Below are 25683 nucleotides of genomic sequence, written 5' to 3'. Positions count from 1 at the left end.
GGGACCATCAAGACGCGAGACCACCGAGCCCGAGGGCAGGAGAGCAGCACAGATGACCGTCACCGAGGAACGTCCGTCCAGCCAGGAGACCGTCGGCGCAGGCCGCGTCGTCCGGGTCACGGGCCCGGTCGTCGACGTCGAGTTCCCCCGCGACGCGATGCCCGAGCTCTTCAACGCCCTCAAGGTCGAGGTCACCCTCGCCGACCTGGGCAAGACGCTGACCCTCGAGGTCGCCCAGCACCTGGGCGACAACGTGGTCCGCACCATCTCGATGGCCCCGACCGACGGTCTGGTCCGCGGTGCCCCGGTGAGCGACACCGGGTCCCCGATCATGGTGCCCGTCGGCGACGTGGTGACCGGCCACGTGTTCAACGCCCTGGGGGAGTGCCTGGACACCCCGGGTTACGCCGAGGACGCCCTGCACTGGTCGATCCACCGCAACGCGCCCAAGTTCGACCAGCTGGAAGGCCGCACCGAGCTGCTGGAGACGGGGATCAAGGTCATCGACCTGCTGACCCCCTACGTCCGCGGTGGGAAGATCGGCCTGTTCGGCGGTGCCGGTGTCGGCAAGACGGTGCTGATCCAGGAGATGATCCGTCGCGTCGCCCAGGAGTTCGGTGGTGTGTCGGTGTTCGCCGGCGTCGGCGAGCGCACCCGTGAGGGCAACGACCTCATCACCGAGATGACCGAGTCCGGCGTCATCAACTCGACCGCACTGGTCTTCGGTCAGATGGACGAGCCGCCGGGCACCCGGCTCCGGGTCGCGCTGTCCGCCCTGACGATGGCGGAGTACTTCCGCGACGAGCAGGACCAGGACGTGCTGCTCTTCATCGACAACATCTTCCGGTTCACCCAGGCCGGCTCCGAGGTCTCCACGCTGCTGGGGCGCATGCCCTCCGCGGTGGGCTACCAGCCGACCCTGGCCGACGAGATGGGCACGCTCCAGGAGCGGATCACCTCCACCCGGGGTCGGTCCATCACCTCGCTGCAGGCGATCTACGTGCCCGCCGACGACATCACCGACCCGGCGCCGCACACCACGTTCGCCCACCTCGACGCGACGACCGTGCTCTCCCGGCCGATCTCGGAGAAGGGCATCTACCCGGCCGTCGACCCGCTGGACTCCACCAGCCGGATCCTCGACGCGCAGTACATCGGGCAGGAGCACTACGACACCGCCCGCGAGGTCCAGCGGATCCTGCAGCGTTACCAGGAGCTGCAGGACATCATCGCGATCCTCGGCATCGACGAGCTCGGCGAAGAGGACAAGCTCACCGTCAACCGCGCCCGTCGCATCGAGCGGTTCCTCTCGCAGAACATGTTCGTCGCCGAGGCGTTCACCGGGCAGCCCGGTTCCTACGTCCCGCTCACCGAGACGTTGGAGGCCTTCAAGGCGCTGACGGTCGGCGACTACGACCACGTCCCGGAGCAGGCCTTCTTCATGTGCGGTGGCCTCGAGGACCTCGAGCGGAACTACGACAAGCTCAAGAAGAGCTGAGCAAGGACCCCTCGCCCCCGCCGCTCGCAGGTTCGCGACGGGGCCCTGCGAGGGGGCCGTTCCAGCACCTCGCCACGGCCGGGCATCCCTTCGGGGGTGCCCGGCCGTGGCGTTTCCCGGCCGTTCCGTCCCTGGCCGTGGCGTCCTCCGGCGGCAGGCGTCCGATCGTGGGATGGACGCCGTGACGGTCTGCGTGCGCGCGGCGCCGCTGTGCCTCCGGCACGCCATCCGTTCGAGTGGGCGGGAGCGCAGGGCCTCAAGTTCGTGCGGCCGGGTGACGAACATGAGTTCCGGTACGTCCGAGCGGCGGGCGTCACGCACAGGAGAACCACTCGTGCACAGCAGACGCACCACCCTGCCCCCCGTCTCCGGCGGGCCCGCGGCGGGACGCCGCGAGGAGACCGACGGCCAGGTGCCCCCGGGCGACGTCCTGGAGTGGAGCTGGCCGCCGTACGCGCCGCTGCCCGTGGACGGCGAGCCGTTCGACACGGCCGAGTGGGCACCGCCGTCGGTGGTGTGGCACCCGCAGCTGCGGCTGGGGCGCTGGACGGTGGTCTACCGCCGCACCGTCTGCTGACGGAACCCCCACCACCCGCCGGCCCGCGACGTGGTCGGCAGAGGGACCGAGCTCCCCCGATCGGGGCGGTCGTCGGCAGGGTCGGCAGCCTGTGGCGGGACCGGCGCCCGGCCGCCGGTACAGTGTCAGGGACCCGCTGCCGCGTCCGTCCGGACCGGCGGCCCGCATCACCGGCCTGGCACGGGCGGTCGATGACCCTGGAGGACATACGTGGCGACCCTGCAGGTCGAGCTCGTGGCCGTGGAGAAGATGCTCTGGTCCGGTGAGGCCAGCATGGTCATCGCCCGCACGACCGAGGGTGAGCTCGGTGTCATGCCCGGTCACTCGCCACTGCTGGGCGAGCTGGCTCCCGGCGGCGTGGTGACGATCCGCACGGAGTCGGGGGAGGACCTCGTCGTCGCCGCGCACGGTGGCTTCCTCTCGGTGACCGAGCGAGGTGTCTCCATCCTGGCCGAGACCGCCGAGATCTCCACCGACATCGACGTGGAGCGGGCCCGCGAGGCGCTCCGCCGCGCGGAGCAGGACAGCGACGACCCGGAGGCCGTCGCCGCCGCGAGGCGGGCCCAGTCCCGGCTCCGCGCCGCCGGCCAGGACGCCTGACCGCCGCCTGAGTCACTCTCGACCCGCCCTCGGCCGACGAGCCCCGCCCGGTGACCACCGCCGTCCTGGTCCTCGTCGGGCTGTTGGTGGTCGCGCTGGTCGCCGCGTTCCTGCTGCGCCGGCGGTTCCTGCTCTCCGGGCTGGGGGCGGTCACCATGTGGCTGCGTGCGCCCGGCACCTCCCGGTGGGCCGTGGGCGTGGCCTGGTACTCCGGCGACATGCTGCTCTGGTACCGCGCGTTGTCGCTGTCGGTCCGGCCGAACCGCCGCCTGTGCCGCGCCCAGTTCCAGGTCGACGCCCGGCGTCGCCCGACCGCTGAGGACCTGTCCCTGCCCGCCGACAGCGTGATCCTCACCGTCCGCACCGGAGCGGGGCCGCAGGAGCTGGCGATGGACTCCTCGACGGTGACCGGGTTCCTGTCCTGGATCGAGTCGGCTCCGCCGGTCGACCGCTGATCGAAGGACCCTCCTGCCCCCACCGCTCGCGGTGGGCCCCTGCAGGAGGGCCGATCCAGCGCGTCACCCGGCTCGGGTGGTCCTAGCTCTCGCGAGCCGCGCGCTGGGCGTGGACGCCGCTGTGGGCGCCGGGCTCCCACAGCACGTCGCCGTCGGGGTTGGCGGCGCGGGCGAGGATGAACAGCAGGTCCGAGAGCCGGTTGAGGTACCGGGCGGTCTCGGCGTTGGTCCGCTCCGCATCGACCGTCAGCAACGCCCACACGCTGCGCTCGGCCCGCCGGGCCACCGTCCGCGCCGTGTGGAGCAGTGCGGCGAGCGGGGTGCCCCCCGGGAGGACGAACGAGGTGAGCGCGGGCAGCTCGGCGTTGGCGGCGTCGCAGGCCGCCTCCAGCCGCTCGGTGTAGGCGGTGGTGATCCGCAGCGGCGGGTGCTCCGGCGCCTCCTGGATCGGGGTGGAGAGGTCGGCGCCGACGTCGAAGAGGTCGTTCTGCACGCTGCGGAGCAGCTCGGTGACCTCGGCCGACGGCCCGCCCAGCGCGACGGCGACCCCGAGCGCACTGTTCGTCTCGTCGACGTCGGCGTAGGCCACCAGCCGCGGATCGGTCTTGGCCACCCGGGACATGTCCCCGAGGTGGGTCTGCCCGGCGTCACCGGTGCGGGTGTAGATGCGGGTCAGCCGGACGGTCATGGGGGCGAGCCTAGGCCGGACCGGGGGGCGGGGCGCCAGCCCCGCGCCCCGTCGGGCGACATCCGCCGCCGCATCTAGGCTGGGCGGCGTGGAGTGCTTCGAGGTGACCGGCGGGGCGTCCCTGCGTGGCCGCGTCCGGGTGACCGGTGCCAAGAACAGCGCGCTCAAGCTGATGGCGGCGGCGCTGCTCGCCCCGGGCCGGACGACGCTGGACGAGGTGCCCGACATCCTCGACGTCACGATCATGAGCGAGGTGCTGCGGCGCCTCGGCTGCGGTGTGACCTTCGAGCGCTACCCGCTGGAGCCCGGCGGCAGCCCGAGCGGCGGCGGGCGGGTGCTGATCGACGTCCCCGAGCGTCCCTCCAGCGAGACCGACTACGACCTGGTCCGTCGGATGCGTGCCTCGATCAGCGTGCTCGGCCCCCTGGTGGCCCGGCTGGGCACCGCCAAGGTCGCGCTGCCCGGCGGCGACGCCATCGGCTCCCGTGGGCTGGACATGCACATCGCCGGCCTGGAGCGGCTCGGCGCCACCGTGGTCAACGAGCACGGCTTCCTGATCGCCACCGCCCCCAAGCTGGTCGGCACCTCGATCTGGCTCGACTTCCCCTCCGTGGGCGCCACCGAGAATTTGGTGATGGCCGCCGCCCTGGCCCAGGGGACGACGATCGTGGACAACGCCGCCCGCGAGCCGGAGATCGTCGACCTGTGCCGGATGCTGAGCGCGATGGGCGCCCGGATCGAGGGCGCCGGCACCTCCACGATCACGGTGGAGGGAGTGCGCGAGCTGCGGCCGGTGTCCTACTCCACCGTCCCGGACCGGATCGTGGCGGGGACCTGGGCGATCGGCGCGGTGATGACCCGGGGCGACCTGGTGATCGAGCGGGCGGTGGCCGAGCACCTGAGCGTGCCGCTGGAGAAGCTGGTCAACGCCGGGGCGACCGTGGAGTCGCTGGACGACGGCATCCGGGTGGCGATGGCGGACCGGCCGCGGGGAATGGACATCGTGACGCTCCCGTTCCCCGGCTTCCCGACCGACCTGCAGCCGATGGCCGTGGCGCTGGCCGCGGTCTCCAGCGGCACCGCACTGATCACCGAGAACGTCTTCGAGGGTCGGTTCATGTTCGTCAACGAGCTGGTCCGGCTCGGGGCCGACGTGCGCATCGACGGCCACCACGCGGTGGTCCGGGGGCGGGAGCGGCTCTCCAGCGCTCCCGTGCTGGCCACCGACATCCGCGCGGGTGCCGGGCTGGTGCTCGCCGGGCTCCTCACCGACGGCGTCACCGAGGTGCAGGACGTGCACCACGTCGACCGCGGCTACCCGGACTTCACCGAGCAGCTGCGTGGCGTGGGCGTGCAGATCGAGCGGACCCAGCGCCCGAACTGACGTCCTCGTTCAGCGTCCGCCGAAGGAGAGCGCGAGTGCGCGGGCGCGCTCGAGGTCCTCGGGGAAGACGAGGACGTCGGCCCGGTGTGCGGCCGGCTCGCGGATCGTGGACCGGATGCCGGCGTCGCTCAGCACGGCCCGCAGGGCCAGCGCCGACTCCCGGCGGGTGAGCGTGGCCACCGGCGTGAGCAGCTCCTCGCGCCGCACCGGCTTGCCCGACGAGGAGCCCGAGGCGAAGGCCCAGCGCAGGAAGAGCGCGATCAGCGCGAGCATGACCAGGGCGAGGGCCGGGCCCACGGCGTAGTGCAGGCTCCCGGCGTCGATCGGCACGCTGACCTCCCTGCGGCGGCGGCGGCCGGCCGGCCGCGAGCCCGGAGCCGAGTGTGCCACCGCTGGAGGACACCCGTGGCTACTGGCCAGTAACCGCCCTACACTCCGCTGGCATGCCGTTCCCTTCAGCGCCGAAGGACCGCGACCGTCCCTGGGTCATGCGCACCTACGCCGGCCACTCCTCGCCCGCGGAGTCCAACGCCCTCTACCGGCGGAACCTCGCCAAGGGACAGACCGGGTTGTCCGTCGCCTTCGACCTCCCCACCCAGACCGGCTACGACCCCGACGACGAGCTGGCCGTCGGGGAGGTCGGCAAGGTCGGGGTGCCGGTCACGCACATCGGCGACATGCGGGCGCTGTTCGACGGCATCCCGCTGGACGAGATGAACACGTCGATGACGATCAACGCGACGGCGATGTGGCAGCTGGCGCTCTACCAGGCGGTCGCGGAGGAACACGGCCACGACGTCGCGCAGCTGGCCGGGACGACGCAGAACGACATCATCAAGGAGTACCTGTCCCGCGGGACCTACGTCTTCCCGCCCGCGCAGAGCATGCGGCTGATCACCGACATGGTCGCCTACACGGTGACGGCGATGCCGCGGTGGAACCCGATCAACATCTGCAGCTACCACCTGCAGGAGGCCGGGGCCACGCCGGTGCAGGAGATCGCCTACGCGATGAGCACCGCGATCGCCGTCCTGGACTCGGTGCGCGACTCCGGCCAGGTGCCGGCCGAGCGCTTCGGCGACGTCGTCGCCCGGATCTCCTTCTTCGTCAACGCCGGGGTGCGGTTCGTCGAGGAGATGTGCAAGATGCGCGCCTTCGGCCAGCTCTGGGACGAGCTGACGGCCGAACGCTACGGCGTGACCGACCCGAAGCAGCGGCGCTTCCGGTACGGGGTGCAGGTCAACTCCCTCGGGCTCACCGAGGCGCAGCCGGAGAACAACGTCCAGCGGATCGTGCTGGAGATGCTCGCGGTCACGCTGTCCCGCGACGCCCGGGCCCGGGCGGTGCAGCTGCCGGCCTGGAACGAGGCGCTCGGTCTGCCGCGGCCCTGGGACCAGCAGTGGTCGCTGCGGCTGCAGCAGGTGCTCGCGTTCGAGACCGACCTGCTGGAGTACGAGGACCTGTTCACCGGCTCGGTGGTGGTCGAGCGCAAGGTCGCCGAGCTGGTCGAGGGCGCCCGGGCGGAGATCGCCCGGGTGCAGGAGCTGGGCGGTGCGGTGGCCGCGGTCGAGTCGGGCTACATGAAGGGCGAGCTGGTGGCCTCACTGGCTCAGCGCCGTCGCCGGATGGAGAGCGGCGAGGACGTCGTCGTCGGCGTCAACCGGTACACGACCAGCGAGCCCAACCCGCTGCTGGCCGACCTCGAGACCGCGATCCAGACGGTCGACCCGGCGGTGGAGGCAGCGGCCCAGGCCGCGGTGCAGCGGTGGCGCGCCGAACGGGTGCCAGGGCCGGTGGCCGAGGCGCTCGCGGAGCTGCGCGCGGCCGCGGGCACCGACGTGAACCTGATGGCCGCCACGCTGCGCTGCGCCCGGGCCGGCGTGACGACGGGGGAGTGGGCGGGCGCGCTACGGGCGGTGTTCGGCGAGTACCGGGCGCCCACCGGCGTCGGGGCCGCGGGCGCCGGCGCGGCCGACACCGCGCTGACCGAGGTGCGCGAGCTGGTCCGCCGCACCGGCGCGGAGCTGGGCGGCCGGCTGCGTTTCCTGGTCGGCAAGCCGGGGCTGGACGGGCACTCCAACGGCGCCGAGCAGATCGCCGTGCGGGCCCGCGACGCCGGCTTCGAGGTGGTCTACCAGGGCATCCGGCTCACCCCGGCGCAGATCGTCTCCGCGGCCGTCGAGGAGGACGTGCACGTGGTCGGCCTGTCGGTGCTGTCGGGGTCGCACCTGCAGGTGGTCCCGGCGGTGCTGGACGGCCTGCGGGCGGCCGGCCTGGACGACGTCCCGGTCGTGGTCGGCGGGATCGTCCCGGACGGCGATGCCCGGCGGTTGCGGGACCTCGGGGTCGCCCGGGTGTTCACGCCGAAGGACTTCGGGATCACCGACATCATGGCCGAGGTGGTCGCCGTCGTCCGCGAGGCGAACGGCCTCCCGGCGCCCTTGCCCGTCTGAGGGACGAACGTCGCCGACACGGCTACTGTCTATTGACAGTCGATCGACAGCTGGCGAATCTCGATCCATGTCGCCCGCACATCCGCTGCTGTTCCCGATCCGGTTCCTGCTCGCGCTCGTCTTCGCCGCGCTCGTCGCCGCCCAGATCTGGGCAGTGCCCGGGATGCTGCCGGACCTGGCCGACCCGTCGCTGGAGCAGTCCCTCGTGCGGTGGACGATGCTCGCGGTCTCGGTCCTGGGGCTGGCGTGCGTCCAGGTCGTCGTCTGCACCTGGCAGCTGCTGACCATGGTCCGGACGGACTGCATCTTCAGCGCGGGGTCGCTGCCGTGGGTCAACGCGATCGTGGCGGCGATGGCCGTCGGCTGGCTCATGCTCCTGGGCGCCTTCGTGAGCTCGTACTACTTCATCATCGACGAGGTCAGCGACGACCCGGGCCCGCCGGTGCTCCTGCTGGTGCTGCTGCTGGTCGGTGCCGTGGTGGGGCTGCTGATGGTGGTCATGCGCGCGCTGCTGCAGCAGGCCACGACGCTGCGGACCGACATGGAAGCGGTCATCTGATGGCGATCGTCGTGCGCATCGACGTCGAGCTGGCCAAGCGGAAGATGAGCGTCGGGGAGTTCGCCGAGCGGGTCGGGCTCACCCCGGCCAACGTGGCGGTGCTGAAGAACGGCCGGGCCAAGGCCGTCCGCTTCAGCACCCTGGAGGCGATGTGCCGGGTGCTGGACTGCCAGCCCGGCGACCTCCTCGAGTGGGTCGAGGACGACCACGCCGAGCCGTTGGCCGTGCAGGCGGCCCGCCGGTGACCGGGGTCCGTGCTCCATGCGGACCCGGTGACCGATCGGCGGGTCGCCCCGGCCGTCATTCGAGCCGGACGACGACGCCCTCGGTCGCGCTGCGGCGGGCGGCGTCGAGCACGGTGAGCGAGGCGACGGCGTCCCGCGGCTCGACCGGCACCAGGCCCAGGCCGCGGACCGCGGCGGCGAACGCCGGGTAGAACGTGTCCCAGGCGCCGGGCAGGGTGGGCACCCGGTCCTCGTGGTCCCCCCGCCGGACCCGACCCCAGCGCTCCTCCGGCTCGGCGCCCCAGTCCGGCCCGAGCGTGGCCGGGGTCTCCCCGGCGATCAGTGCGTCCTCCTGGCCGTCCATCGGCCCGCCGACGACGTAGCTGCCGGCCGTGCCGGTGACCCGGAACCGGTTGCCCGGTGCGCCCTCGCTCCAGCTGCCGGCCAGGTGCGAGCGGGCCCCGTCGGTGTGCGTCAGGGCGATGAAGACGTCGTCGTCCAGCCCGTTCGGGCGCACCCGCCACTCGGCGTAGACCGACGTCACCGGGCCGAGCAGCACCAGGGCCTGGTCGACCAGGTGGCTGCCGAAGTCCAGCAGCGTGCCGCCTCCGGACGGTGCCGGGCCGGGGTCGGGCGTGAACCGCTCGAACCGGGACTCGAACCGGGTGATCCGGCCCAGCGTCCCGGCCTCGGCGAGGGCCTGGACGGTGCGGAAGTCGGAGTCCCAGCGGCGGTTCTGGTACGGCGCCAGCGGCAGGCCGAGCCGGTGGGCCCGCTCGGCACTGGACCGGGCGGAGGGGGCGTCCAGTGCGAAGGGCTTGTCGCAGACGACGGCCAGGCCGAGGTCGAGCGCCTCGTCGGTGAGCGCGGTGTGGGTGTCGGCGGGTGTCGAGATGGCCACCGCCTCGACGCCGGCCGCGGCCAGCTCGGCCAGGGAGCCGACGGCGGTCGCACCCGGGTGCTCGCGGCTGAGCAGCTCGCGGCGTTCGGTCGAGGAGGTCGCCACGGCGACGAGGTCGCACTCCGCGGCGGCGGCGAGCAGCGGGGCGTGGAAGTACCGGCCGCCGAAGCCGTACCCCACCAGGCCGAACCGAACGGGTTCCATCAGTCTCGTGCTCCTCGGGTCAGGTGTGCCGCGTCGGGGGCGTGCCGGGTCATCGTGCCGGTCACGGCAGCCGCGGGCCGAACCGGACGTCGACGCCGGGGGAGAAGAGCACGCTGTCCGGGGCGCCGCCCACCGTGGGCAGGCCGGCGGCGGCGACCAGGTCGTCCTCGAGGTCGAGCAGTTCGGCGGCGTGCAGTGGCCACTCCGGGTGCTCGTTCGGCCAGTAGGCCAGCCGGCCCAGGGTGGTCTGGTGCAGCCCCCAACGGCTGGTGAGGAACCGCGGCAGCGGACCGGGGTCGGTCAGCCGGTCACCCACCCGGACGGCGATGGTGCCCCCGGCGCCCCGGGGCCCGGGCCACCGACGGGCCGCCCGGTAGGTGAGCTGGTCGCCGTCACGGGCGATGCGCATCCGGGACCACAGGTAGGGCAGGCGGGCGACCCAGCGGGCGGCGAGCACCGGCAGCAGCCGGTCGGCCTCCAGCGACCGGAAGACCACGCCCCGCCGTCCCTGCGCATCCACCGAGTACAGCCGCACGTTCGTCTCGGCGAAGGAGCCGAGGTAGGGCAGCCCCGGCGCCCCGAGCAGGCCGATCCGGCGCATCCGGAAGGGGATGAGGCCGACGTAGGTCGCGCCGTCCAGCTCGTCGGGCTCGGTGCCGGCCGGCAGCAGCGGGGCGACCAGGGCCGGGTCGACGGCCCAGTGCAGGAACGTGACGTCCCGCCAGCCCTGGGTGAAGACGGTGCGGCTCACCGGTCGCGGGGTGGTGGGGGTGATGCTCTCGACGGTGCTCACCCGGTCAGCCTGCCCCCACCTCGGTCGGGGTGCGCTCGGCCCCTGTGTCGCCGGAGGCCGTCGTGTCGTCGGAGCTCCGTCGCCGGTGCAGGAGGAACCGGAGTCCCTCGCCCAGCGCAGCCAGAGCCAGGGCCAGTCCGAGCCCCAGCAGCAGGCCGCGCAGCGGGTCGCGCTCGAAGGCCAGCCCGCCGACGTACCCGATGCCGGCCGACCAGCCGGCCCAGGTCAGGGCGGCCAGCGCGGCGAAGGGCGTGAACCGGCGCAGCGGCCAGCCCACCGCCCCGGCGGTCAGCGTCACCGCCGTCCGCAGGCCCGGCACGTACCGGGCGGTGACCAGCAGGACGCCGCCGCGCGCGGCCAGCAACCGCGACGCCCGGTCCAGCGCTGCCCGCCGCCGGCTCCCCGGCCGGGCCCACCCGTACAGCCGGGGGCCGGCCAGGTGCCCGATCAGGTAGGAGGTGTGGTCACCGGCGAAGGCACCCAGCGTGGCCACCGCGACCACCAGGGCCAGGTCGGGCTGCCCGGTGGCGGCGAAGACCCCGGCGGTGATCCCACGCTCTCGCCCGGCACAACGGGCAGGAAGCCGTCGAGCGCGGCCAGCGAGAACAGGACCAGGTACACCCACGGCGAGGCCATCAGCTCCTGCACCCAGCCGAGCACGGCGTCGGTCACGGTCGGCTCCCCGGGGACGGCATGCCCCGAGCCTGCTCGGCGGGGGAGCGGTGCACATCCACCTGAGGTAGCCGGCGGTCTCCCCCGAGAGGATGACGGGACGGAGCCCTTCGACGGGGGCCACCTCCGGTCCCGGTCCGTTCGGCCGGTCGTTGGTCATGATCCCGCTCACGCCGCGGAATGGCGGACGGCGGTGCGGGCCTTCGCCTGCACGTGACGGATCTGTGGGGCCTGACGCGGCGGCGCGTCGTCGACCACGGGCGGATGACCACCTCCCGCTAGGAGTGCGCCGGCTCTCCCCCCTCCACCACCCCTGCACCGCCCCAGAGAGGCACCCCTCCCGTGCTCGCACGTCTCCGCCGCGTCCCGTTCGCGGTCCAGGTCCTGCTCGGCCTGGTCATCGGCATCGCCCTCGGCCTGGTGGCCCGCGCGATGGGCCCGGTCGCCGGCTCCTTCGTCGACGGCGTCCTGGTGCCCGGCACCGACGCCAACTGGCTGACCAGCACCCTCACCACCATCGGCAACACCTTCGTCGGGCTGCTGCGCGCGATCGTCGTCCCGCTGATCGTCACCGCCATCATCGTCAGCATCGCCAACCTCAAGCAGGTCTCCAACGCCGCCCGGCTGGCCGGTCAGACCCTGCTGTGGTTCGCGATCACCTCGCTCATCGCCGTCTCCATCGGCATCGGCCTCGGACTGCTCACCCAGCCCGGCAACCGCAGCTCGGTGGACGCCGACCTCGCCGCGGCCCCGGCGACGACCGGCTCGTGGTGGGACTTCCTCACCGGGCTGGTCCCGGCCAACTTCCTCGGCCTGGAGGGGAACGGGGACGGCGGGGTCAGCTTCAACATCCTGCAGCTGATCGTCGTCTCGGTCGCCATCGGCGTGGCCGCGCTGAAGGTCGGCGACGCCGCGGACCCGTTCCTGTCGGTCACCCGCTCGGTGCTGGCGATCGTGCAGAAGGTCCTCTGGTGGGTGATCCTGCTCGCGCCGCTGGGCACCGTCGGGCTGATCGGCAAGGCCGTGGCCAGCTACGGCTGGGAGTCCCTCGGTTCCCTCGGGGTCTTCGTCGGCGCGGTGTACGCCGGCCTGGCGATCGTGCTGCTGGTCGTCTACCCGGTGCTGCTCAAGCTCCACGGGCTGTCGCCGGTGCGCTTCTACGCCGGTGCCTGGCCGGCGATCCAGCTGGCCTTCGTGTCCCGCAGCTCCATCGGCACACTGCCGGTGACCCAGCGGGTGACCGAGACCGATCTCGGGGTGCCCCGCAGTTATGCCTCCTTCGCGGTGCCGCTGGGCGCGACGACGAAGATGGACGGCTGCGCGGCGATCTACCCGGCGCTGGCCGCGATCTTCGTGGCCGAGTTCTTCGACGTCGACCTCTCGATCACCGACTACCTGCTGATCGCCCTGGTGTCGGTGGTCGGCTCGGCGGCGACCGCGGGGGTGACCGGGGCGGTGGTGATGCTGACCCTCACGCTGTCCACCCTGGGCCTGCCGCTGGCCGGCGTCGGCCTGCTGCTGGCGGTCGACCCGATCCTGGACATGGGCCGCACCGCCACCAACGTGACCGGCCAGGCGCTGGTGCCCACGATCGTGGCCAAGCGTGAGGGGCTGCTGGACCTGGTGCGGTTCAACTCCACCCGGACCGCCGACCCGCTGGCCCCGATCGAGCAGCGCGGCGGGGTGGACGGCGACCTGCGCGCGCCGCAGCCGGCCTGAGCCCGGGTGCTCCCCGGGTCACGCGCCCGGGGAGCACCCCGCCCTCAGTCGGTCAGGTCGGCGCAGCCGGACTCGTGCGGCAGCAGCGGGCGGAAGGTGATCGACCAGCGCGCGCCGTCCGCGCCGACCCAGGGGGTCATGGTGGTGGCGTCCCGGGCAGCGTCGGCGAGGGCCTGCGCCTCCTCGCCCGTCGCGGTCACACAGGTCACCCCCGGCGCGATCGGCTCACCCGGCAGTGCCGGCCCCGGCCAGGGCAGCTCCGGGTGGGCCAGTTCGTCGGCCGGCTCGGTCCACGGTCGGGCGAGCGCTGCGACCGCCTCCGGGGTGTAGGGCTCCGGCGCCTCGCCCTCGGCGCCGACGGCCTGGGTGAGGTCGGTCAGGTCGTCGAGCAGGTCCTGCAGCTCCGTCCGCGCCTCCTCCTGCTCCTCGGTCAGCCCGCCGGCGCCCACGGACTCCCGCAGCGCGTAGACCTCCCGGGTGACCGGGCCCTCGTCGGTGACCAGGGTGAAGCGGGTGGAGGTGGCATCGGCCAGCGGCGGGGAGCCGAGGTCGGCGGTCTCCGCGATGCCGGCGTCCATCGCCCGGGCGGCGAGCTGCTGCACGGTGGCCTGGTCGACCTGCTGCACCTGCACGTTGGGCCAGGCCGGCCCCGGGTAGATGGCCGGCACCGGCCCCTGGGTGATCACCCGCCCGTCGGCATAGACGCTCACGACCGGCAGCCGCGCGGCCAGCATCTCCGGCGTCGTGAAGCCGCCGACGTCGGCGACCTGGAGGACCAGCGCCTCCTCGCCCTCCGGCAACGAGACCGTCTCCGACTCCGTCGGCGTCTCGCTGGACGGTCCGGGCGGCGCGGCCCCGGTGCCGCCCTGCTCGGCGCAGGCGGTCAGCAGCAGGGTCGCCAGTGCGAGACCGACGGCGGGACGGAGGGCAGGTGGGTTCCGCACAGGGAGTACACGGCTCGGCGGCCCAGGGGGTTCCACGGCTCCTGCGCGCTCCCGCCGGTGCGGAGGGCCGGTCGGACGGCCGGTAGCGTCGTCGTCCGTGCGCCTGGTCATTGCCCGCTGCTCCGTGGACTACATCGGGCGGCTCACCGCCCACCTCCCGCCCGCCACCCGGCTGCTGCTGGTGAAGGCCGACGGCTCGGTGTCGATCCACGCCGACGACCGGGCCTACAAGCCGCTGAACTGGATGAGCCCGCCGTGCTCGGTCAAGGAGGAGCTGACCGACGGCGCGGGCACCTGGACGGTCACCAACAAGGCCGGCGAGCAGCTGATCATCACGATCGAGTCGGTCGAGCACGACTCCCGGCACGACCTCGGCGTCGACCCCGGCCTGCAGAAGGACGGCGTGGAGGCGGACCTGCAGCGGCTGCTCGCGCTGCACGTGGAGACCTTCGGCGAGGGGTGGTCGCTGGTGCGCCGCGAGTACCCGACCGCGATCGGCCCGGTCGACCTGCTCTGCCGGGACGCCGGCGGCGCGACGGTGGCCGTGGAGATCAAGCGCCGCGGCGAGATCGACGGGGTCGAGCAGCTGACCCGCTACCTGGAGCTGCTCAACCGCGACCCGCGGCTGGCCCCGGTCAAGGGCGTGTTCGCCGCACAGGAGATCAAGCCGCAGGCCCGGGTGCTGGCCGCCGACCGCGGCATCGACTGCCTGACCGTCGACTACGCCGTCCTCAAGGGCACCGACGACCCCTCGCAGCGCCTCTTCTAGAAGGACCCCGTCGCCCCGCACCACCCGCTCCGCGCGCGGCCGGCCCCTGCGACGGGGTCGAACTACCGGCCGGTAGGGACCGGGTCGGGCGCTGGTGCGAAACTGCTCGTGATCACCGGACGGCGGAGGGATGGCAGCGTGGCCAGAGAACTGACCGAGGTCGGCGTGGTGGGGCTGGGCACGATGGGTGCCGGCATCGCCGAGGTGCTCGCCCGGGCCGGGTTGTCGGTGACGGCGGTCGAGGTGGCCGACGAGGCACTGGACCGCGGACGGGCGCACGTCGAGCAGTCCACCGGCAAGGCCGTCGCCCGCGGGAAGCTCGAGCCCGCCGAACGTGACGCCATCCTGTCCCGGATCCGGTTCACCACCGCGATGGAGGACCTCGCCGTCGCCGAGCTGGTCGTCGAGGCCATCCCGGAGCGGATGGAGCTCAAGGCCCAGCTGTTCTCGAAGCTGGACGCGATCTGCCCGCCGGACACCATCCTGGCGACCAACACCTCCAGCCTGTCGGTCACCGAGCTGTCGGTCACCACCGGCCGCCCCGGCAAGGTCATCGGGATGCACTTCTTCAACCCGGCGCCGGTGATGAAGCTGGTCGAGATCGTGCGCACCGTGGTCACCGAGCCCTCGGTGGTCGAGGACGTCGAGGCGCTGGCCGCGCGGCTGGGCAAGATCGACGTGACCATCGGCGACAAGGCGGGGTTCATCGCCAACGCCCTGCTGTTCGGCTACCTCAACCACGCCGTCTCGATGTTCGAGAACCGCTACGCCAGCCGCGAGGACATCGACGCCGCGATGCGCCTGGGCTGCGGCCTGCCGATGGGCCCGCTCGCGCTGATGGACCTGATCGGGATCGACACCGCCTACGAGATCCTCGTGACGATGTACCAGCAGTCGCGCAACCGGCTGCACGCCCCCGCACCGATCATCAAGCAGATGATGACCGCCGGGCTGCTGGGCCGGAAGAGCGGCCGCGGCTTCTACACCTACGCCGGGCGCGACTCCGCCGAGGTCGTCCCGGACGCCGCCACGCCGGCCACCGGCGGCGCCGCCGAGGGGGCCCGCCCGATCCGCAGCGTCGGCGTCGTGGGCTCCGGGACGATGGCCGTCGGCATCGTCGAGGTGGTCGCCAAGGGCGGCTACGACGTCACCTTCGTCGCCCGCACCCTGGACAAGGTCGAGGCCGTGCAGCACGCGCTGACCCGGTCGCTGGACAAGCAGGTCGCCCGCGGCCGGCTGGACGAGGCGGAGCGGGACGCCGCCCTCGCCCGGGTCACCGGCTCCGCCCAGCTCGACGACCTCGCCGGCGCCGACCTGGTCATCGAGGCCGTGGTCGAGCACCTGGGCGTCAAGCAGGCGCTGTTCGCCGCGCTGGGGGAGATCGCCAAGCCCGGTGCGGTGCTGGCCACCACGACGTCCAGCCTGCCGGTCATCGAGTGCGCGAAGGCCAGCGAGCGCCCCGGGGACGTCGTGGGGCTGCACTTCTTCAACCCCGCGCCGGTGATGAAGCTGGTCGAGGTCGTCTCCACGATCGCCACCGAGCCCGACGTGGCCGCCACCGCGCACGCGCTGTGCGCGCAGGTGGGCAAGCACGCGGTCTCCTGCACCGACCGCGCCGGGTTCGTCGTCAACGCGCTGCTGTTCCCCTACCTCAACGACGCGGTGAAGATGCTGGAGGCGCACTACGCGACCGCCGACGACATCGACGCGGCGATGAAGGTCGGCTGCGGCTACCCGATGGGGCCCTTCGAGCTGCTGGACGTCGTCGGGCTGGACGTCGCCCTGGCGATCGAGCGCGAGCTGTACACCGAGTTCCGCGAGCCCGGGTTCGCTCCCGCGCCGCTGCTCGAGCACCTGGTGACCGCCGGCTACCTCGGCCGCAAGGCCGGCCGCGGCTTCCGCGACCACGCGAACCGGTAGCCGGTGCCCCGCCGAGGTGGCTCGCGGCGTGGTCCGGGGCGTGCCCGGACCACGCAGCCGGGGCGTGGGCCGACGACGGGCCGGCAGCCGGTCGAGGAGGCCTCCGACGGCGACTGGGTGGTGCGGCCGCTCAGCGGGGCGGGCAGTGACAAGAGCTACCGCTGCCCGGGGTGTGACCAGCTGATCCCGCCACGGACCCCGCACCTGGTCACCTGGCCGGCCTACGCCCGGGACTCCGACCTGGACCCGTGGGACACCGACTCGGCCGCCGACTGGCGACGGCACTGGCACACCGCCTGCTGGCGGGCCCGCGGCCGCCGCCGCTGAGGAAGGACCACCCTTCCCCCCACCCTTCGCAGGCTCAGGGTGGGTCCCTGAAGGGTGGCCGTTCCATCATCCTGCGGATGCGTGGACGACGACGTTGTCGGTGTAGCTGCGGCGGCCGCGGTCGAAGCTGCCGCCGCAGGTGATCAGCCGGAGCTCGGCGCCGGTCGTCGGCCCGTAGACCTCGTCGGTGGGGAAGTCGTCCTTGGGGTGGGTGGCCACCCGGGTCACGGTGAACGTCACCGGCCGGCCGTCGCTGCCGGTGGCGACCACCTGGTCACCCGGGCTGAGCTCCGCCAGCCGGGCGAACACCCCGGGGCCGGTGTGGTCGTCGACGTGCCCGGCCAGCACCGCCGGGCCCACCTCGCCGGGCGCTGGGCCGGCGGCGAACCAACCCGCCTGCTGGACGTCCTCCGGGGGCAGCAGGGCGCCGGCGTCGTCGACCCCGATCGGGACGAGGTCGGTGTCCACGCCGATCGCGGCGATGCGCAGCCCGACCGGGGTCGCGACAGTCCGCTCCGCCGGCACCTCCGTGGCGGAGCCGAGGACCACCGGACCGGGTGGGGAGGCGACCGCGGTGTCGGGCACGGCGTCGCCCGGGTGGTCCACGAGTGCCGCGCCGCCGGCGAGGAGGGCCACCACGAGCAGTCCCGCCCGCAGTGCCGCCCGCCCGCGCCGGCCGGTCGATGTCGTCATCGTCGGCCGGTCAGGACGTCGAGGACGGCGGTGCGTGGCCACGGCGGGGCCGGCGCACCCCGACGGCCAGCAGCAGGGCGGTGAGCGAGAGGGCGGCGAGCGCAGCGCGGCCGACCGGCAGCCCGTCGTCAGCCGCGGTGCCACCACCGCCGGCCTCCACCCCGCCGACCGGCACGACGCCCGGGCCGGCGGCGTCGAGCGTGGTCGTCACGGTGAGCCCGCCTCCCTCGCGGTCCAGGACGAGCACGGTGTGGACGGCCCCGGCGGCGAGGTCGACGGGCAGCTCGGCAGAGGTGCCGTCGGCGCCGCTGACGACGAGCGTGCCGGCGCCACCGGGCACGTCGACGGGGTCGGTCGAGTCGGCGAACGCCAGGCCGGTGGCGAGCACGGTGCCCCCGCCCAGGGCGACGTCCAGCGGGGAGCCGGTCGAACCGGCGTTGAGGACCCGGGCGCGGGAGGAACCGGCCGGCGGCAGCGTGAGGTCGTCGGTCAGCACGGCGAGGCCCAGGTCGGCGAAGAGCCCCACGCCGACGACCGTGGTCGCGCTCCCGGGGGCCACGGTGACCGTGGTGGCCAGCACCGGCGGGCTGCCCGGGTCGGCCCCGGCCGCGCGGGCGCTGACGGTGTACGTGCCCGCCGGCACCCGCTGGTAGGGCGAGACGTCGCCGTAGCCGACCGCGGGCAGCACGACCTCCACGTCCGGCTCGGACACCGCGTCGATGGTGGCATCGACCGAGGGGGTGTCCGGGGAGAGGTGGGCCATCCGGACCAGGCCGCTGTCCACCGGGCCGCTGTCGGCCACGGGCGCGGCCGCCGCCCCGGAGGTGAGCGGCAGCCCGAGCGCGCACAGGCCCGCGGTGAGCACGGCGACGAGCGTGGTCCGCGACAGCCGGGGCACGGTGCTCCGCTCCGGTGCTGGTCGGTTCCTTCGATCCCGTGCAGTGCGGGCGAGGTGCGCCGACCAGGGCCGCCGCGGAGCAGTGGCCGCGGTCAGCTCCGGTTCGCCGGGGGCGGCCCGCCCTGGCCGGCCGGCACGGCCGGGGTCGGCTGGACCCGCGTCACCGGACCGCGGGCCGGTACCGGCGGCGTCTGCCGCACGCCGGGCTGGGGCCGCTGCTGCGGTGCCCGCTCGGCCGCCGGCTGCTCCGCCGTCGACCGGCCCGCCGTCGTCCGCTCTGCCGCGGGTGCCTGCTGCTGGCTCGGGTGGGCCGGTGCCGGCGTCCGGACCGGCTGCTGGGCACCGGCCGTGGGCACCGACTGGGCCGGGACCGACTGCGTCTGGACGGACTGGACCGGCACGGCCTGGGTCTCGGTGGGCTGCGGCTGAGCGGCCTCCGGCTCCGGGGCGGCCGGGCGGTCCGCCGCGCTGGGCTGCTCCCCGGTGGGCTGCTCCCCGGTGAGCTGGGACGGCCCGTCCTGCTCGGACCCGGCCGCGGTGGGCTGCGACGGGGCCGCCTCGGCCTGCTGGACAGTCTCGGCCGGAGCCGTCGGTCGCGGCTCCTCGTCCTGCGGCGCCTGGTCGGAGAGGTCCGGCAGCCGGCCGAGCAGGGTGCGCACGTCGGCCAGCCGGCGGGTCAGGTCGTCCCGGACCTTCCGGATCGCCGCCGCCGAGGCCTCCACCTCGGTGAGCGTGTGGTGCGCCCGCTCGTCGGCCTCGGCGATCCGCTGCTGGGCGGCGGCGATCGAGGACTGCTCGCGCTCCTCCTCCAGCCGGGCGGCCTCGGTGCGGCGGGCCCGCTGGGCGATCTCGAAGTCCTGCTCGGCCTTGGTGCGACGGCCCACGGAGTCGGCGTCCAGCTGGGCCACCCGCTCCCGGGCCTTGGTGACCAGGTCATCGGCGCGGGACTGGGCGACCGCGGCGATCTGCTCAGCGTGCTGGCGCGCTTCGCCGACCAGGCGCTCGGCCTCGGCCCGGCTGGCGGCCGAGCGCTCCCCGAGGGCGCGCTCCTCGCCGGCGATCCGCTCCCGGATCGCCTCCGCCTCGGCGGCGACGGCGGCCTGCAGCTGGGCGGCCTGCTCCTCGGCCTGGCGGCGGATCTCCGACGCCTCGTCCTGCGCGAGCTGCAGCATGTTGGAGATGCGCTCGCCCATGTTCTCGAACGTGGGCGCGCTGGCACTGGCGGCGCGGCGCCGCAGCGACTCGACCTCGCCGTGCAGCGCCTGCAGCTGACGGGCGAGGTCGGCCGACCGGGACACGGCGGCGTCCCGGTCGGCCAACGCCACCCGCAGGTCGGCGTCCAGGCTGGCCAGCGTCTCGGCGACCTGGTCGCGGTCGTACCCCTTGCGCACCACGTCGAAGGTGGGGCCGCCGTCGCGGAAACCGAACTCGTCGTCGCGGGGGTCGCTCATGCCCTCATCCTCGCATTGATCCAGTGCCGCAGTCAGCGTGTCGAGGGCCGCACCCAGCCAACTCCCAGGTGGCCCGTCGTCACACGTCGCGGAAGCGGTTGATCGCCGTCAGGTGCCGCTCCCGCTTGGCCGGGTCCTTCACGCCCAGGCCCTCCTCCGGGGCGAGGGTCAGCACGCCGACCTTGCCCTGGTGCAGGTTGCGGTGGACGTCGTAGGCGGCCTGGCCGACGTCGTCCATGGCGTAGGTCTTCGACAGCGTCGGGTGGATCAGGCCCCGGTCGATCAGCCGGTTGGCCTCCCAGGCCTCGCGGTAGTTGGCGAAGTGCGAGCCGACGATCCGCTTGAGGTTCATCCAGAGGTAGCGGTTGTCGTAGGAGTGGAGGAAGCCGCTGGTCGAGGCGCAGGTGACGATCGTGCCGCCCTTCTTGGCGACGTAGACGCTGGCGCCGAAGGTCTCCCGGCCGGGGTGCTCGAAGACGATGTCGGCGTCGTCCCCGCCGGTCAGCTCGCGGATCTTCGCCCCGAGCCGCTGCCACTCCTTCGGGTCCTGGGTCTCCTCGTCCTTCCAGAACCGGTAGCCCTCCGCGGAGCGGTCGATGACCAGCTCGGCGCCCATCCGGCGGACGATCTCGGCCTTCTCCGGGCTGCTGACCACACACACCGGGATGGCCCCGCCGTTGAGCGCCATCTGGGTGGCGTAGGAGCCGAGCCCGCCGGAGGCGCCCCAGATCAGGACGACGTCGCCCTGCTTCATGTTCGCGCCGTTGTGGCTGACCAGCTGCCGGTAGGCGGTGGAGTTGACCAGCCCCGGGCAGGCCGCCTCCTCCCAGGTGAGGTGCGCCGGCTTGGGCATCAGCTGGTTGCTCTTGACCAGGGACAGCTCGGCCAGGCCGCCGAAGTTGGTCTCGAAGCCCCAGATCCGCTGCTGCGGGTCCATCATCGTGTCGTCGTGGCCGGCCGGGTCCTCGAGCTCGACGGACAGGCAGTGGGCGACGACCTCGTCGCCGGGCTTCCACTTGTTGACCCCGGGGCCGACCGCGACCACGACGCCGGCGAGGTCCGAGCCGACCACGTGGTACGGCAGGTCGTGCTTCCTGGTCAGGTCGTTGAGCCGGCCGTAGCGGGCGAGGAAGCCGAAGGTCGAGACCGGCTCGAAGATCGACGTCCAGACGGTGTTGTAGTTGACCGAGGAGGCCATCACCGCGATCAGCGCCTCGCCCGGCCCGATCTCCGGGGTCGGCACCTCCTCCACGTGCAGGGCCTTGCGGGGGTCCTTCCCCTTGGTGGGCAGGCCCTCGAACATGTCCTGTTCGTCCTTGCGGACCAGCACGGCGCGGTAGGACCCCGGTGTCGGGAGCCCTCCGATCGCGTCGAGGTCGTCGGCGAGGATGGCGTCCCTGATCTGGTCCATGCGTGCGCTCCCGGGTCGTCGTTGGCTCGGAGGGTGCAGGTGGTGGCGCGGAGGCTACTGACCAGTAGCTCCGGTTGACCAGGTCATGTGACCCAGGCAACTCATCCGTCGGTGGCGGGTTCGACCAGCTCGATCAGCACCCCGCCGGCGTCCTTGGGGTGCACGAAGTTGACCCGGCTGTCGGAGGTGCCGCGGCGGGGCTCGTCGTAGAGCAGCCGGAGGCCGCGCTCGCGCAGCGCAGCACTCGCCGCCTCGACGTCGGTGACCCGGAAGGCCAGCTGCTGCAGGCCCGGGCCCGAACGGCCGATGAACTTCGCGATGGTGGACTCCGGGGTCAGGGGTGCGAGCAGCTGGACCCGGGTCTCGCCGTCGCCGAGCGCGAGCATCGCCTCGCGGACGCCCTGCTCCTCGTTGGTCTCCTCGTGGACCGAGTGGATGCCGAAGGTCCTCGCGTAGAAGGCGATCGCCTCGTCCAGGTCTGGGACGGCGATGCCGACGTGGTCGATCGTGGTGAACAGGCCGGTGTGCGCGTCGTCGGGCACGGCGGAGGTCATGCCGCGCATCCTGCCGCCGTCGCTCGGCCACCGGCAGCTGGTTGTGACGGGGTTCACGCTCGTTCGGTGGCCGCAGTCACCGGCCCGGGCCCGCCGGACGGCGCGAGCCCTATCCTGGCGGCAGCCCGTGGTGCCCCGAGGGACTGCCCGAGGAACTGCGCGGTGTCCTGCCGAGACGGTCGCCAACGGCGGTGACCGGAAGCCACTGGAGCCTCGATGAGCCAGCCCGCATCCACCCGTTCCGTCATCGTCGGGGGTGCTCGTACCCCGATGGGCCGCCTGCTCGGCTCGCTGAAGGACTTCTCCGCCGCCGACCTCGGCGGGATCGCTATCAAGGCGGCGCTCGAGCGTGCCGGCATCACCGGCGACCAGGTCGACTACGTGATCATGGGCCACGTCATCCAGGCCGGCGCCGGCCAGAACCCGGCCCGGCCCGCGGCGGTGGCCGGCGGCATCCCGATGTCGGTGCCCTCGTTCACGCTGAACAAGGTGTGCCTGTCCGGCATGGACGCGATCGCGCTGGCCGACCAGCTGATCCGGGCCGGTGAGTTCGAGGTCGTGGTCGCCGGGGGCATGGAGTCGATGACCCAGGCGCCGCACCTGCTGCCCACCTCGCGCACCGGCGTCAAGTACGGCGACGCCACGCTGGTCGACGCGATGGCCCACGACGGGCTCACCGACACCTTCGACCAGGTGGCGATGGGCGCGCTCACCGAGCAGGCCAACAGCCGGTACGGGCTGACCCGCGAGGAGCAGGACGCCTTCGCCGCCGCCAGCCACCAGAAGGCCGCCGCAGCGCAGAAGAACGGCCTGTTCGACGACGAGATCACCCCGGTGCTCATCCCGCAGCGCAAGGGCGACCCGATCGAGTTCCGCGAGGACGAGGGCATCCGCCCGGACACCACCGCGGAGAGCCTGGGCCGGCTGAAGCCGGCGTTCTCGAAGGACGGCACGATCACCGCCGCGACCGCCTCGCAGATCTCCGACGGCGCCTGCGCGGTCGTGGTCATGTCCGCGGCCAGGGCCGAGGAGCTGGGGCTGACCGTGCTCGCCGAGATCGGTGCGCACGGCGTCGTCGCGGGGCCGGACGCCACGCTGCAGAGCCAGCCCTCACGGGCGATCGCCAAGGCCTGTGCGCGGGAGGGCATCGACCCCGCCGACCTGGACCTGGTCGAGCTCAACGAGGCGTTCGCCGCCGTCGGCATCGTCTCCACCCGCGAGCTGGCGGTCGACCCGGAGAAGGTCAACCCCAACGGGGGCGCCATCGCGCTGGGCCACCCGATCGGGATGAGCGGCGCCCGGATCGTGCTGCACCTGGTGCTCGAGCTCGGCCGCCGCGGTGGCGGGGTGGGTGCCGCGGCGCTGTGTGGCGGCGGTGGCCAGGGCGACGCGCTGGTCCTGCACGTGCCCGCCCGGGCGTGACCTCGCCGCCGGAGGGCACGGCCGTCCAGTCGCCGGCCGCCGTCGTCCCGTCGGGGCGGCGGGGCCGGCGGGCGGCCGACGTCGGCACCCTGGTGTCCCGCGCCCGCGAGGGCGACGCCCGCTCGGTGGCCCGGCTGATCTCCCTCGTCGAGGACGCCAGCCCGCTGCTGCGCGAGGTCGCGGCCGCGCTGGCGCCGCACACCGGCCGGGCCCGGGTCCTGGGCCTCACCGGCCCGCCCGGGGTGGGGAAGTCCACGACCACGACCGCCCTCGTGCGTGCCTTCCGCCGGGCCGGCCAGCGGGTCGGGGTGCTGGCGGTCGACCCGTCGTCCCCCTTCTCCGGCGGCGCGCTGCTGGGCGACCGGGTGCGGATGCAGGACCACGCCGGCGACAGTGGTGTCTACATCCGCTCGATGGCCTCCCGCGGCCACCTCGGCGGGCTGGCCTGGGCCACCCCGCAGGCGATGCGGGTGCTCGACGCCGCCGGCTGCGACGTCGTCCTGGTGGAGACCGTCGGGGTGGGGCAGTCCGAGCTGGAGGTCGCCTCGCTCGCCGACACCACGCTGGTGCTGCTGGCGCCGGGGATGGGTGACGGGATCCAGGCGGCCAAGGCCGGCATCCTCGAGGTCGCCGACGTCTTCGTCGTCAACAAGGCCGACCGGGACGGCGCGGACACCACCGTGCGCGACCTGCGGGCGATGCTCTCCCTCGGCGGCCGGCACACCGAGGCCGGGGCCTGGCGCCCACCGATCGTGAAGACGGTCGCCTCCCGCGACACCGACAACGGGGTCGACGACGTCCTGGCCCGGCTCGCCGAGCACGGCGAGTGGCTGGACTCCTCCGGGGAGGGGCGCCGGCGGCGGGTCGAGCGCGCCGCCCGCGAGGTCGAGGCGATCGCGGTCGCCGGGCTGCGGGAGCGGATGGGCGACGTCTCCGGCTCCGCGGCGCTCGGTGCCCTGGCCGAGCAGGTGGTGGCGGGGGAGACCGACCCCTACCGCGCGGCCGACCAGCTCATCGCGCACCTCTAGGGGGCGGCGGGCAGGATGGCGGCGTGAACGGGACCCCGGATGCCGTCGTCGTCGGAGCCGGACCGAACGGGCTGGCAGGCGCACTGCGGCTGGCCGCGGCCGGGCTGTCGGTGCAGGTGGTCGAACGCGGCGAGCGGGCCGGCGGGGGGCTGCGCACCGAGGAGGTGACGCTGCCGGGCTACCAGCACGACATCTGCGCCTCGGTGCACCCGATGGCCGCGACCGCGCCGTTCTTCCACGAGTTCGACCTGGCCTCCCGCGGGGTCCGCCTGCTGCAGCCGGAGATCAACTTCGCCCACCCGCTGGACGGCGGCCGCGCTGCGGTCTCGCACCACTCGCTGGAGCAGACCGCCGCCGGGTTGGGCCGGGACGAGCGTGGCTACCGCAGGCTCTTCGGGCCGCTGCTGCGCCAGGCCGACGAGATCACCGACTTCTTCCTGACCTCCGCGTTCCGGCGGCTGCCGCCGGTGAAGGGGTTCGCCGGGATCGCCGGCTTCGGGCTGCAGGGGCTGCCCAGCGTGGGCTGGCTGGCCCGCCGGCACTTCGACGACGACGCGGCCCGGGCGCTGATCGCCGGTGCCGCCGCGCACGGGATGCTCGACCTGAGCCGCCCGCTGACCGCGGCGCTGGGCATGTTCCTGGGGATGATGAGCCACCACAACGGCTGGCCGCTGATCGAGGGCGGCTCGCAGCGGCTGGCCGACGCGATGGTCACCGCCCTGGAGCAGCAGGGCGGCGAGGTCGTCACCGGCCACGAGGTCACCGACCTGCGCGAGTTCGACGGCGTCCCGGCCGTGCTGCTGGACACCTCGCCCAGCGCGTTCGTGGCGATGGCCGGCAACCAGGTGTCCCCGGGCTACCGGCGCTGGGTGGAGCGGTACAAGCACGGGCCCGGGGTCTTCAAGGTCGACTGGGCGCTGTCGGAGCCGGTGCCGTGGGCCAACGCCGACGTCCGCCGGGCCGGCACGGTGCACGTCGCCGGGACGATGGAGGAGACGATCGCCGGGGAGGCCGCGCCGGCGGCCGGGCGGATCACCGACCAGCCGTACGTGCTCGCCGTCCAGCCCACGGTCGTCGACCCCTCGCGCGCCCCGGAGGGCGGGCACGTCTTCTGGGCCTACGTGCACGTGCCGCACGGCTCGACCGTCGACATGACGGAGGCGATCGAGGCGCAGGTGGAGCGGTTCGCCCCCGGGTTCCGGGACACGATCCTGGCCCGGCACACCATGCACGCCGGGGAGATGGAGCGCTGGAACCCCAACGACGTCGGCGGGGACATCTCCAACGGCGAGGCGTCGCTGCGGCAGATGCTGGCCCGGCCGGTCCCGCGGTGGAACACCTACAAGACCCCGGTCCGCGGCACCTACCTGGCGTCCTCGGCGACCCCGCCCGGGCCCGCCGTGCACGGCCACTGCGGCGACAACGCCGCCCGGGTCGCCCTGCGCGAGGTCTTCGGCATCCGGGACGCCCCGCCCCTCCGCCCCGCCCCGCCCACCTGAGGGCGGCGCTCGCTCCCCGCGTGTCGAGTTGTCGACCTGT

26 protein-coding genes are annotated in these 25683 nt (G+C 73.8%); 15 read left to right on the top strand and 11 right to left on the bottom strand.

The features are described 5' to 3' along the window. The first annotated feature begins 52 nt into the window (after positions 1–52). From atpD to IN07_RS21270, 4 genes are all read left to right on the top strand, one after another. Complete coding sequence (gene atpD / locus IN07_RS21285; protein ID WP_036340163.1) at positions 53–1498, top strand: F0F1 ATP synthase subunit beta; 1446 nt, start codon at positions 53–55, stop codon at positions 1496–1498. A gap of 334 nt (positions 1499–1832) precedes the next feature. After that, the gene (locus IN07_RS21280; RefSeq protein ID WP_036340160.1) at positions 1833–2075 is read left to right on the top strand and encodes a hypothetical protein; all 243 of its coding nucleotides are present in this window, start codon (positions 1833–1835) and stop codon (positions 2073–2075) included. Positions 2076–2285: 210 nt separating this feature from the next. Further along, complete coding sequence (locus IN07_RS21275) at positions 2286–2675, top strand: F0F1 ATP synthase subunit epsilon (protein ID WP_036340158.1); 390 nt, start codon at positions 2286–2288, stop codon at positions 2673–2675. A 50-nt stretch (positions 2676–2725) separates the two neighbouring features. Continuing rightward, positions 2726–3130, top strand: coding sequence for a DUF2550 domain-containing protein (locus IN07_RS21270; RefSeq protein WP_036340155.1), 405 nt, complete (start codon positions 2726–2728; stop codon positions 3128–3130). Positions 3131–3212: 82 nt separating this feature from the next. Here the strand turns inward: IN07_RS21270 and IN07_RS21265 are convergent, their stop codons facing one another. Beyond that, positions 3213–3818 (bottom strand): cob(I)yrinic acid a,c-diamide adenosyltransferase, encoded by a 606-nt coding sequence (locus IN07_RS21265; protein ID WP_036340152.1) that lies wholly within the window; start codon positions 3816–3818, stop codon positions 3213–3215. A gap of 88 nt (positions 3819–3906) precedes the next feature. On the opposite strand from IN07_RS21265, the gene murA reads away from it, so the two are divergent. Beyond that, on the top strand, positions 3907–5202 hold the full coding sequence (murA, locus tag IN07_RS21260; RefSeq protein WP_036340150.1) for a UDP-N-acetylglucosamine 1-carboxyvinyltransferase: 1296 nt from the start codon (positions 3907–3909) through the stop codon (positions 5200–5202). A 9-nt stretch (positions 5203–5211) separates the two neighbouring features. Here murA and IN07_RS21255 read toward each other — a convergent pair whose 3' ends face one another. Next, positions 5212–5532 (bottom strand): hypothetical protein, encoded by a 321-nt coding sequence (locus IN07_RS21255; protein ID WP_036340147.1) that lies wholly within the window; start codon positions 5530–5532, stop codon positions 5212–5214. Between the two features lie 113 nt (positions 5533–5645). Between IN07_RS21255 and IN07_RS21250 the strand changes: the two genes are divergently transcribed. The 3 genes from IN07_RS21250 to IN07_RS21240 all read left to right on the top strand — a co-directional run bounded on the left by IN07_RS21250 (position 5646) and on the right by IN07_RS21240 (position 8459). Further along, complete coding sequence (locus tag IN07_RS21250; RefSeq protein ID WP_036340145.1) at positions 5646–7655, top strand: methylmalonyl-CoA mutase family protein; 2010 nt, start codon at positions 5646–5648, stop codon at positions 7653–7655. Between the two features lie 67 nt (positions 7656–7722). Next, positions 7723–8214: a DUF2975 domain-containing protein gene (locus tag IN07_RS21245; protein ID WP_036340142.1), complete on the top strand. Its 492-nt coding sequence runs from the start codon at positions 7723–7725 to the stop codon at positions 8212–8214. Next, positions 8214–8459: a helix-turn-helix domain-containing protein gene (locus IN07_RS21240; protein ID WP_036340139.1), complete on the top strand. Its 246-nt coding sequence runs from the start codon at positions 8214–8216 to the stop codon at positions 8457–8459. Before IN07_RS21245 ends, IN07_RS21240 begins: the two co-directional genes overlap by 1 nt. Before the next feature lie 55 nt (positions 8460–8514). Here the strand turns inward: IN07_RS21240 and IN07_RS21235 are convergent, their stop codons facing one another. From IN07_RS21235 to IN07_RS21225, 3 genes are all read right to left on the bottom strand, one after another. Next, positions 8515–9543, bottom strand: coding sequence for a Gfo/Idh/MocA family protein (locus IN07_RS21235; protein WP_036340137.1), 1029 nt, complete (start codon positions 9541–9543; stop codon positions 8515–8517). Positions 9544–9604: 61 nt separating this feature from the next. Beyond that, positions 9605–10336, bottom strand: a complete 732-nt coding sequence (locus IN07_RS21230) for a YqjF family protein (RefSeq protein ID WP_036340134.1) — start codon at positions 10334–10336, stop codon at positions 9605–9607. Positions 10337–10340: 4 nt separating this feature from the next. Then, the gene (locus IN07_RS21225; RefSeq protein ID WP_269429983.1) at positions 10341–11066 is read right to left on the bottom strand and encodes a DedA family protein; all 726 of its coding nucleotides are present in this window, start codon (positions 11064–11066) and stop codon (positions 10341–10343) included. A 284-nt stretch (positions 11067–11350) separates the two neighbouring features. On the opposite strand from IN07_RS21225, the gene IN07_RS21220 reads away from it, so the two are divergent. Then, entirely contained in the window at positions 11351–12727 is a 1377-nt protein-coding gene (locus tag IN07_RS21220; protein ID WP_036340131.1) for a dicarboxylate/amino acid:cation symporter, read from the top strand. Between the two features lie 44 nt (positions 12728–12771). Here the strand turns inward: IN07_RS21220 and IN07_RS21215 are convergent, their stop codons facing one another. Beyond that, a complete protein-coding gene (locus IN07_RS21215; RefSeq protein WP_052091600.1) occupies positions 12772–13671 on the bottom strand; it encodes a hypothetical protein in 900 nt (299 codons plus the stop codon). A gap of 97 nt (positions 13672–13768) precedes the next feature. Between IN07_RS21215 and nucS the strand changes: the two genes are divergently transcribed. From nucS to IN07_RS25485, 3 genes are all read left to right on the top strand, one after another. Then, entirely contained in the window at positions 13769–14440 is a 672-nt protein-coding gene (gene nucS / locus IN07_RS21210; RefSeq protein ID WP_036340129.1) for an endonuclease NucS, read from the top strand. Positions 14441–14578: 138 nt separating this feature from the next. After that, the gene (locus IN07_RS21205; RefSeq protein WP_036340126.1) at positions 14579–16360 is read left to right on the top strand and encodes a 3-hydroxyacyl-CoA dehydrogenase family protein; all 1782 of its coding nucleotides are present in this window, start codon (positions 14579–14581) and stop codon (positions 16358–16360) included. Positions 16361–16477: 117 nt separating this feature from the next. Further along, positions 16478–16687, top strand: coding sequence for a hypothetical protein (locus tag IN07_RS25485; protein WP_156119324.1), 210 nt, complete (start codon positions 16478–16480; stop codon positions 16685–16687). 66 nt (positions 16688–16753) lie between these two features. On the opposite strand, the gene IN07_RS21195 is transcribed toward IN07_RS25485, so the two are convergent. The 5 genes from IN07_RS21195 to mce form a co-directional block, all read right to left on the bottom strand. Next, positions 16754–17380: a class F sortase gene (locus IN07_RS21195; protein WP_156119323.1), complete on the bottom strand. Its 627-nt coding sequence runs from the start codon at positions 17378–17380 to the stop codon at positions 16754–16756. Positions 17381–17390: 10 nt separating this feature from the next. Beyond that, a complete protein-coding gene (locus IN07_RS21190; RefSeq protein WP_156119322.1) occupies positions 17391–18278 on the bottom strand; it encodes a DUF4397 domain-containing protein in 888 nt (295 codons plus the stop codon). Positions 18279–18370: 92 nt separating this feature from the next. Beyond that, positions 18371–19729, bottom strand: a complete 1359-nt coding sequence (locus tag IN07_RS21185; RefSeq protein WP_052091599.1) for a hypothetical protein — start codon at positions 19727–19729, stop codon at positions 18371–18373. 79 nt (positions 19730–19808) lie between these two features. Continuing rightward, the gene (ccrA, locus tag IN07_RS21180; protein ID WP_036340120.1) at positions 19809–21140 is read right to left on the bottom strand and encodes a crotonyl-CoA carboxylase/reductase; all 1332 of its coding nucleotides are present in this window, start codon (positions 21138–21140) and stop codon (positions 19809–19811) included. Between the two features lie 101 nt (positions 21141–21241). Beyond that, positions 21242–21694: a methylmalonyl-CoA epimerase gene (gene mce / locus IN07_RS21175; RefSeq protein ID WP_036340117.1), complete on the bottom strand. Its 453-nt coding sequence runs from the start codon at positions 21692–21694 to the stop codon at positions 21242–21244. A gap of 216 nt (positions 21695–21910) precedes the next feature. Between mce and IN07_RS21170 the strand changes: the two genes are divergently transcribed. Genes IN07_RS21170 through IN07_RS21160 form a run of 3 tightly spaced genes read left to right on the top strand, consistent with a single transcriptional unit; the run spans position 21911 to position 25643 of the window. Then, on the top strand, positions 21911–23116 hold the full coding sequence (locus tag IN07_RS21170; protein WP_052091598.1) for an acetyl-CoA C-acetyltransferase: 1206 nt from the start codon (positions 21911–21913) through the stop codon (positions 23114–23116). After that, entirely contained in the window at positions 23113–24144 is a 1032-nt protein-coding gene (meaB, locus tag IN07_RS21165; protein ID WP_081975599.1) for a methylmalonyl Co-A mutase-associated GTPase MeaB, read from the top strand. Before IN07_RS21170 ends, meaB begins: the two co-directional genes overlap by 4 nt. Positions 24145–24167: 23 nt before the next feature. Continuing rightward, complete coding sequence (locus IN07_RS21160) at positions 24168–25643, top strand: phytoene desaturase family protein (protein WP_036340111.1); 1476 nt, start codon at positions 24168–24170, stop codon at positions 25641–25643. Positions 25644–25683 lie beyond the last annotated feature (40 nt).

The sequence above is a fragment of the Modestobacter caceresii genome, from assembly GCF_000761485.1.
Taxonomy (GTDB): domain Bacteria; phylum Actinomycetota; class Actinomycetes; order Mycobacteriales; family Geodermatophilaceae; genus Modestobacter; species Modestobacter caceresii.
The sequence above is the reverse complement of the archived record's forward strand: the minus strand, read 5'-3'. Positions and strand labels throughout refer to the sequence as shown.

Excerpts from the sequence above, each read along its gene's own strand:
- IN07_RS21185 (WP_052091599.1), bottom strand. The coding sequence starts at position 19,729 with ATGAGCGACCCCCGCGACGACGAGTTCGGTTTCCGCGACGGCGGCCCC.
- IN07_RS21250 (WP_036340145.1), top strand. The coding sequence starts at position 5,646 with ATGCCGTTCCCTTCAGCGCCGAAGGACCGCGACCGTCCCTGGGTCATG.
- IN07_RS21245 (WP_036340142.1), top strand. The coding sequence starts at position 7,723 with ATGTCGCCCGCACATCCGCTGCTGTTCCCGATCCGGTTCCTGCTCGCG.
- IN07_RS21240 (WP_036340139.1), top strand. The coding sequence starts at position 8,214 with ATGGCGATCGTCGTGCGCATCGACGTCGAGCTGGCCAAGCGGAAGATG.
- atpD (WP_036340163.1), top strand. The coding sequence starts at position 53 with ATGACCGTCACCGAGGAACGTCCGTCCAGCCAGGAGACCGTCGGCGCA.
- mce (WP_036340117.1), bottom strand. The coding sequence starts at position 21,694 with ATGACCTCCGCCGTGCCCGACGACGCGCACACCGGCCTGTTCACCACG.
- ccrA (WP_036340120.1), bottom strand. The coding sequence starts at position 21,140 with ATGGACCAGATCAGGGACGCCATCCTCGCCGACGACCTCGACGCGATC.
- IN07_RS21235 (WP_036340137.1), bottom strand. The coding sequence starts at position 9,543 with ATGGAACCCGTTCGGTTCGGCCTGGTGGGGTACGGCTTCGGCGGCCGG.
- IN07_RS21265 (WP_036340152.1), bottom strand. The coding sequence starts at position 3,818 with ATGACCGTCCGGCTGACCCGCATCTACACCCGCACCGGTGACGCCGGG.
- IN07_RS21225 (WP_269429983.1), bottom strand. The coding sequence starts at position 11,066 with ATGTGCACCGCTCCCCCGCCGAGCAGGCTCGGGGCATGCCGTCCCCGG.
- IN07_RS21170 (WP_052091598.1), top strand. The coding sequence starts at position 21,911 with ATGAGCCAGCCCGCATCCACCCGTTCCGTCATCGTCGGGGGTGCTCGT.
- IN07_RS21195 (WP_156119323.1), bottom strand. The coding sequence starts at position 17,380 with ATGACGACATCGACCGGCCGGCGCGGGCGGGCGGCACTGCGGGCGGGA.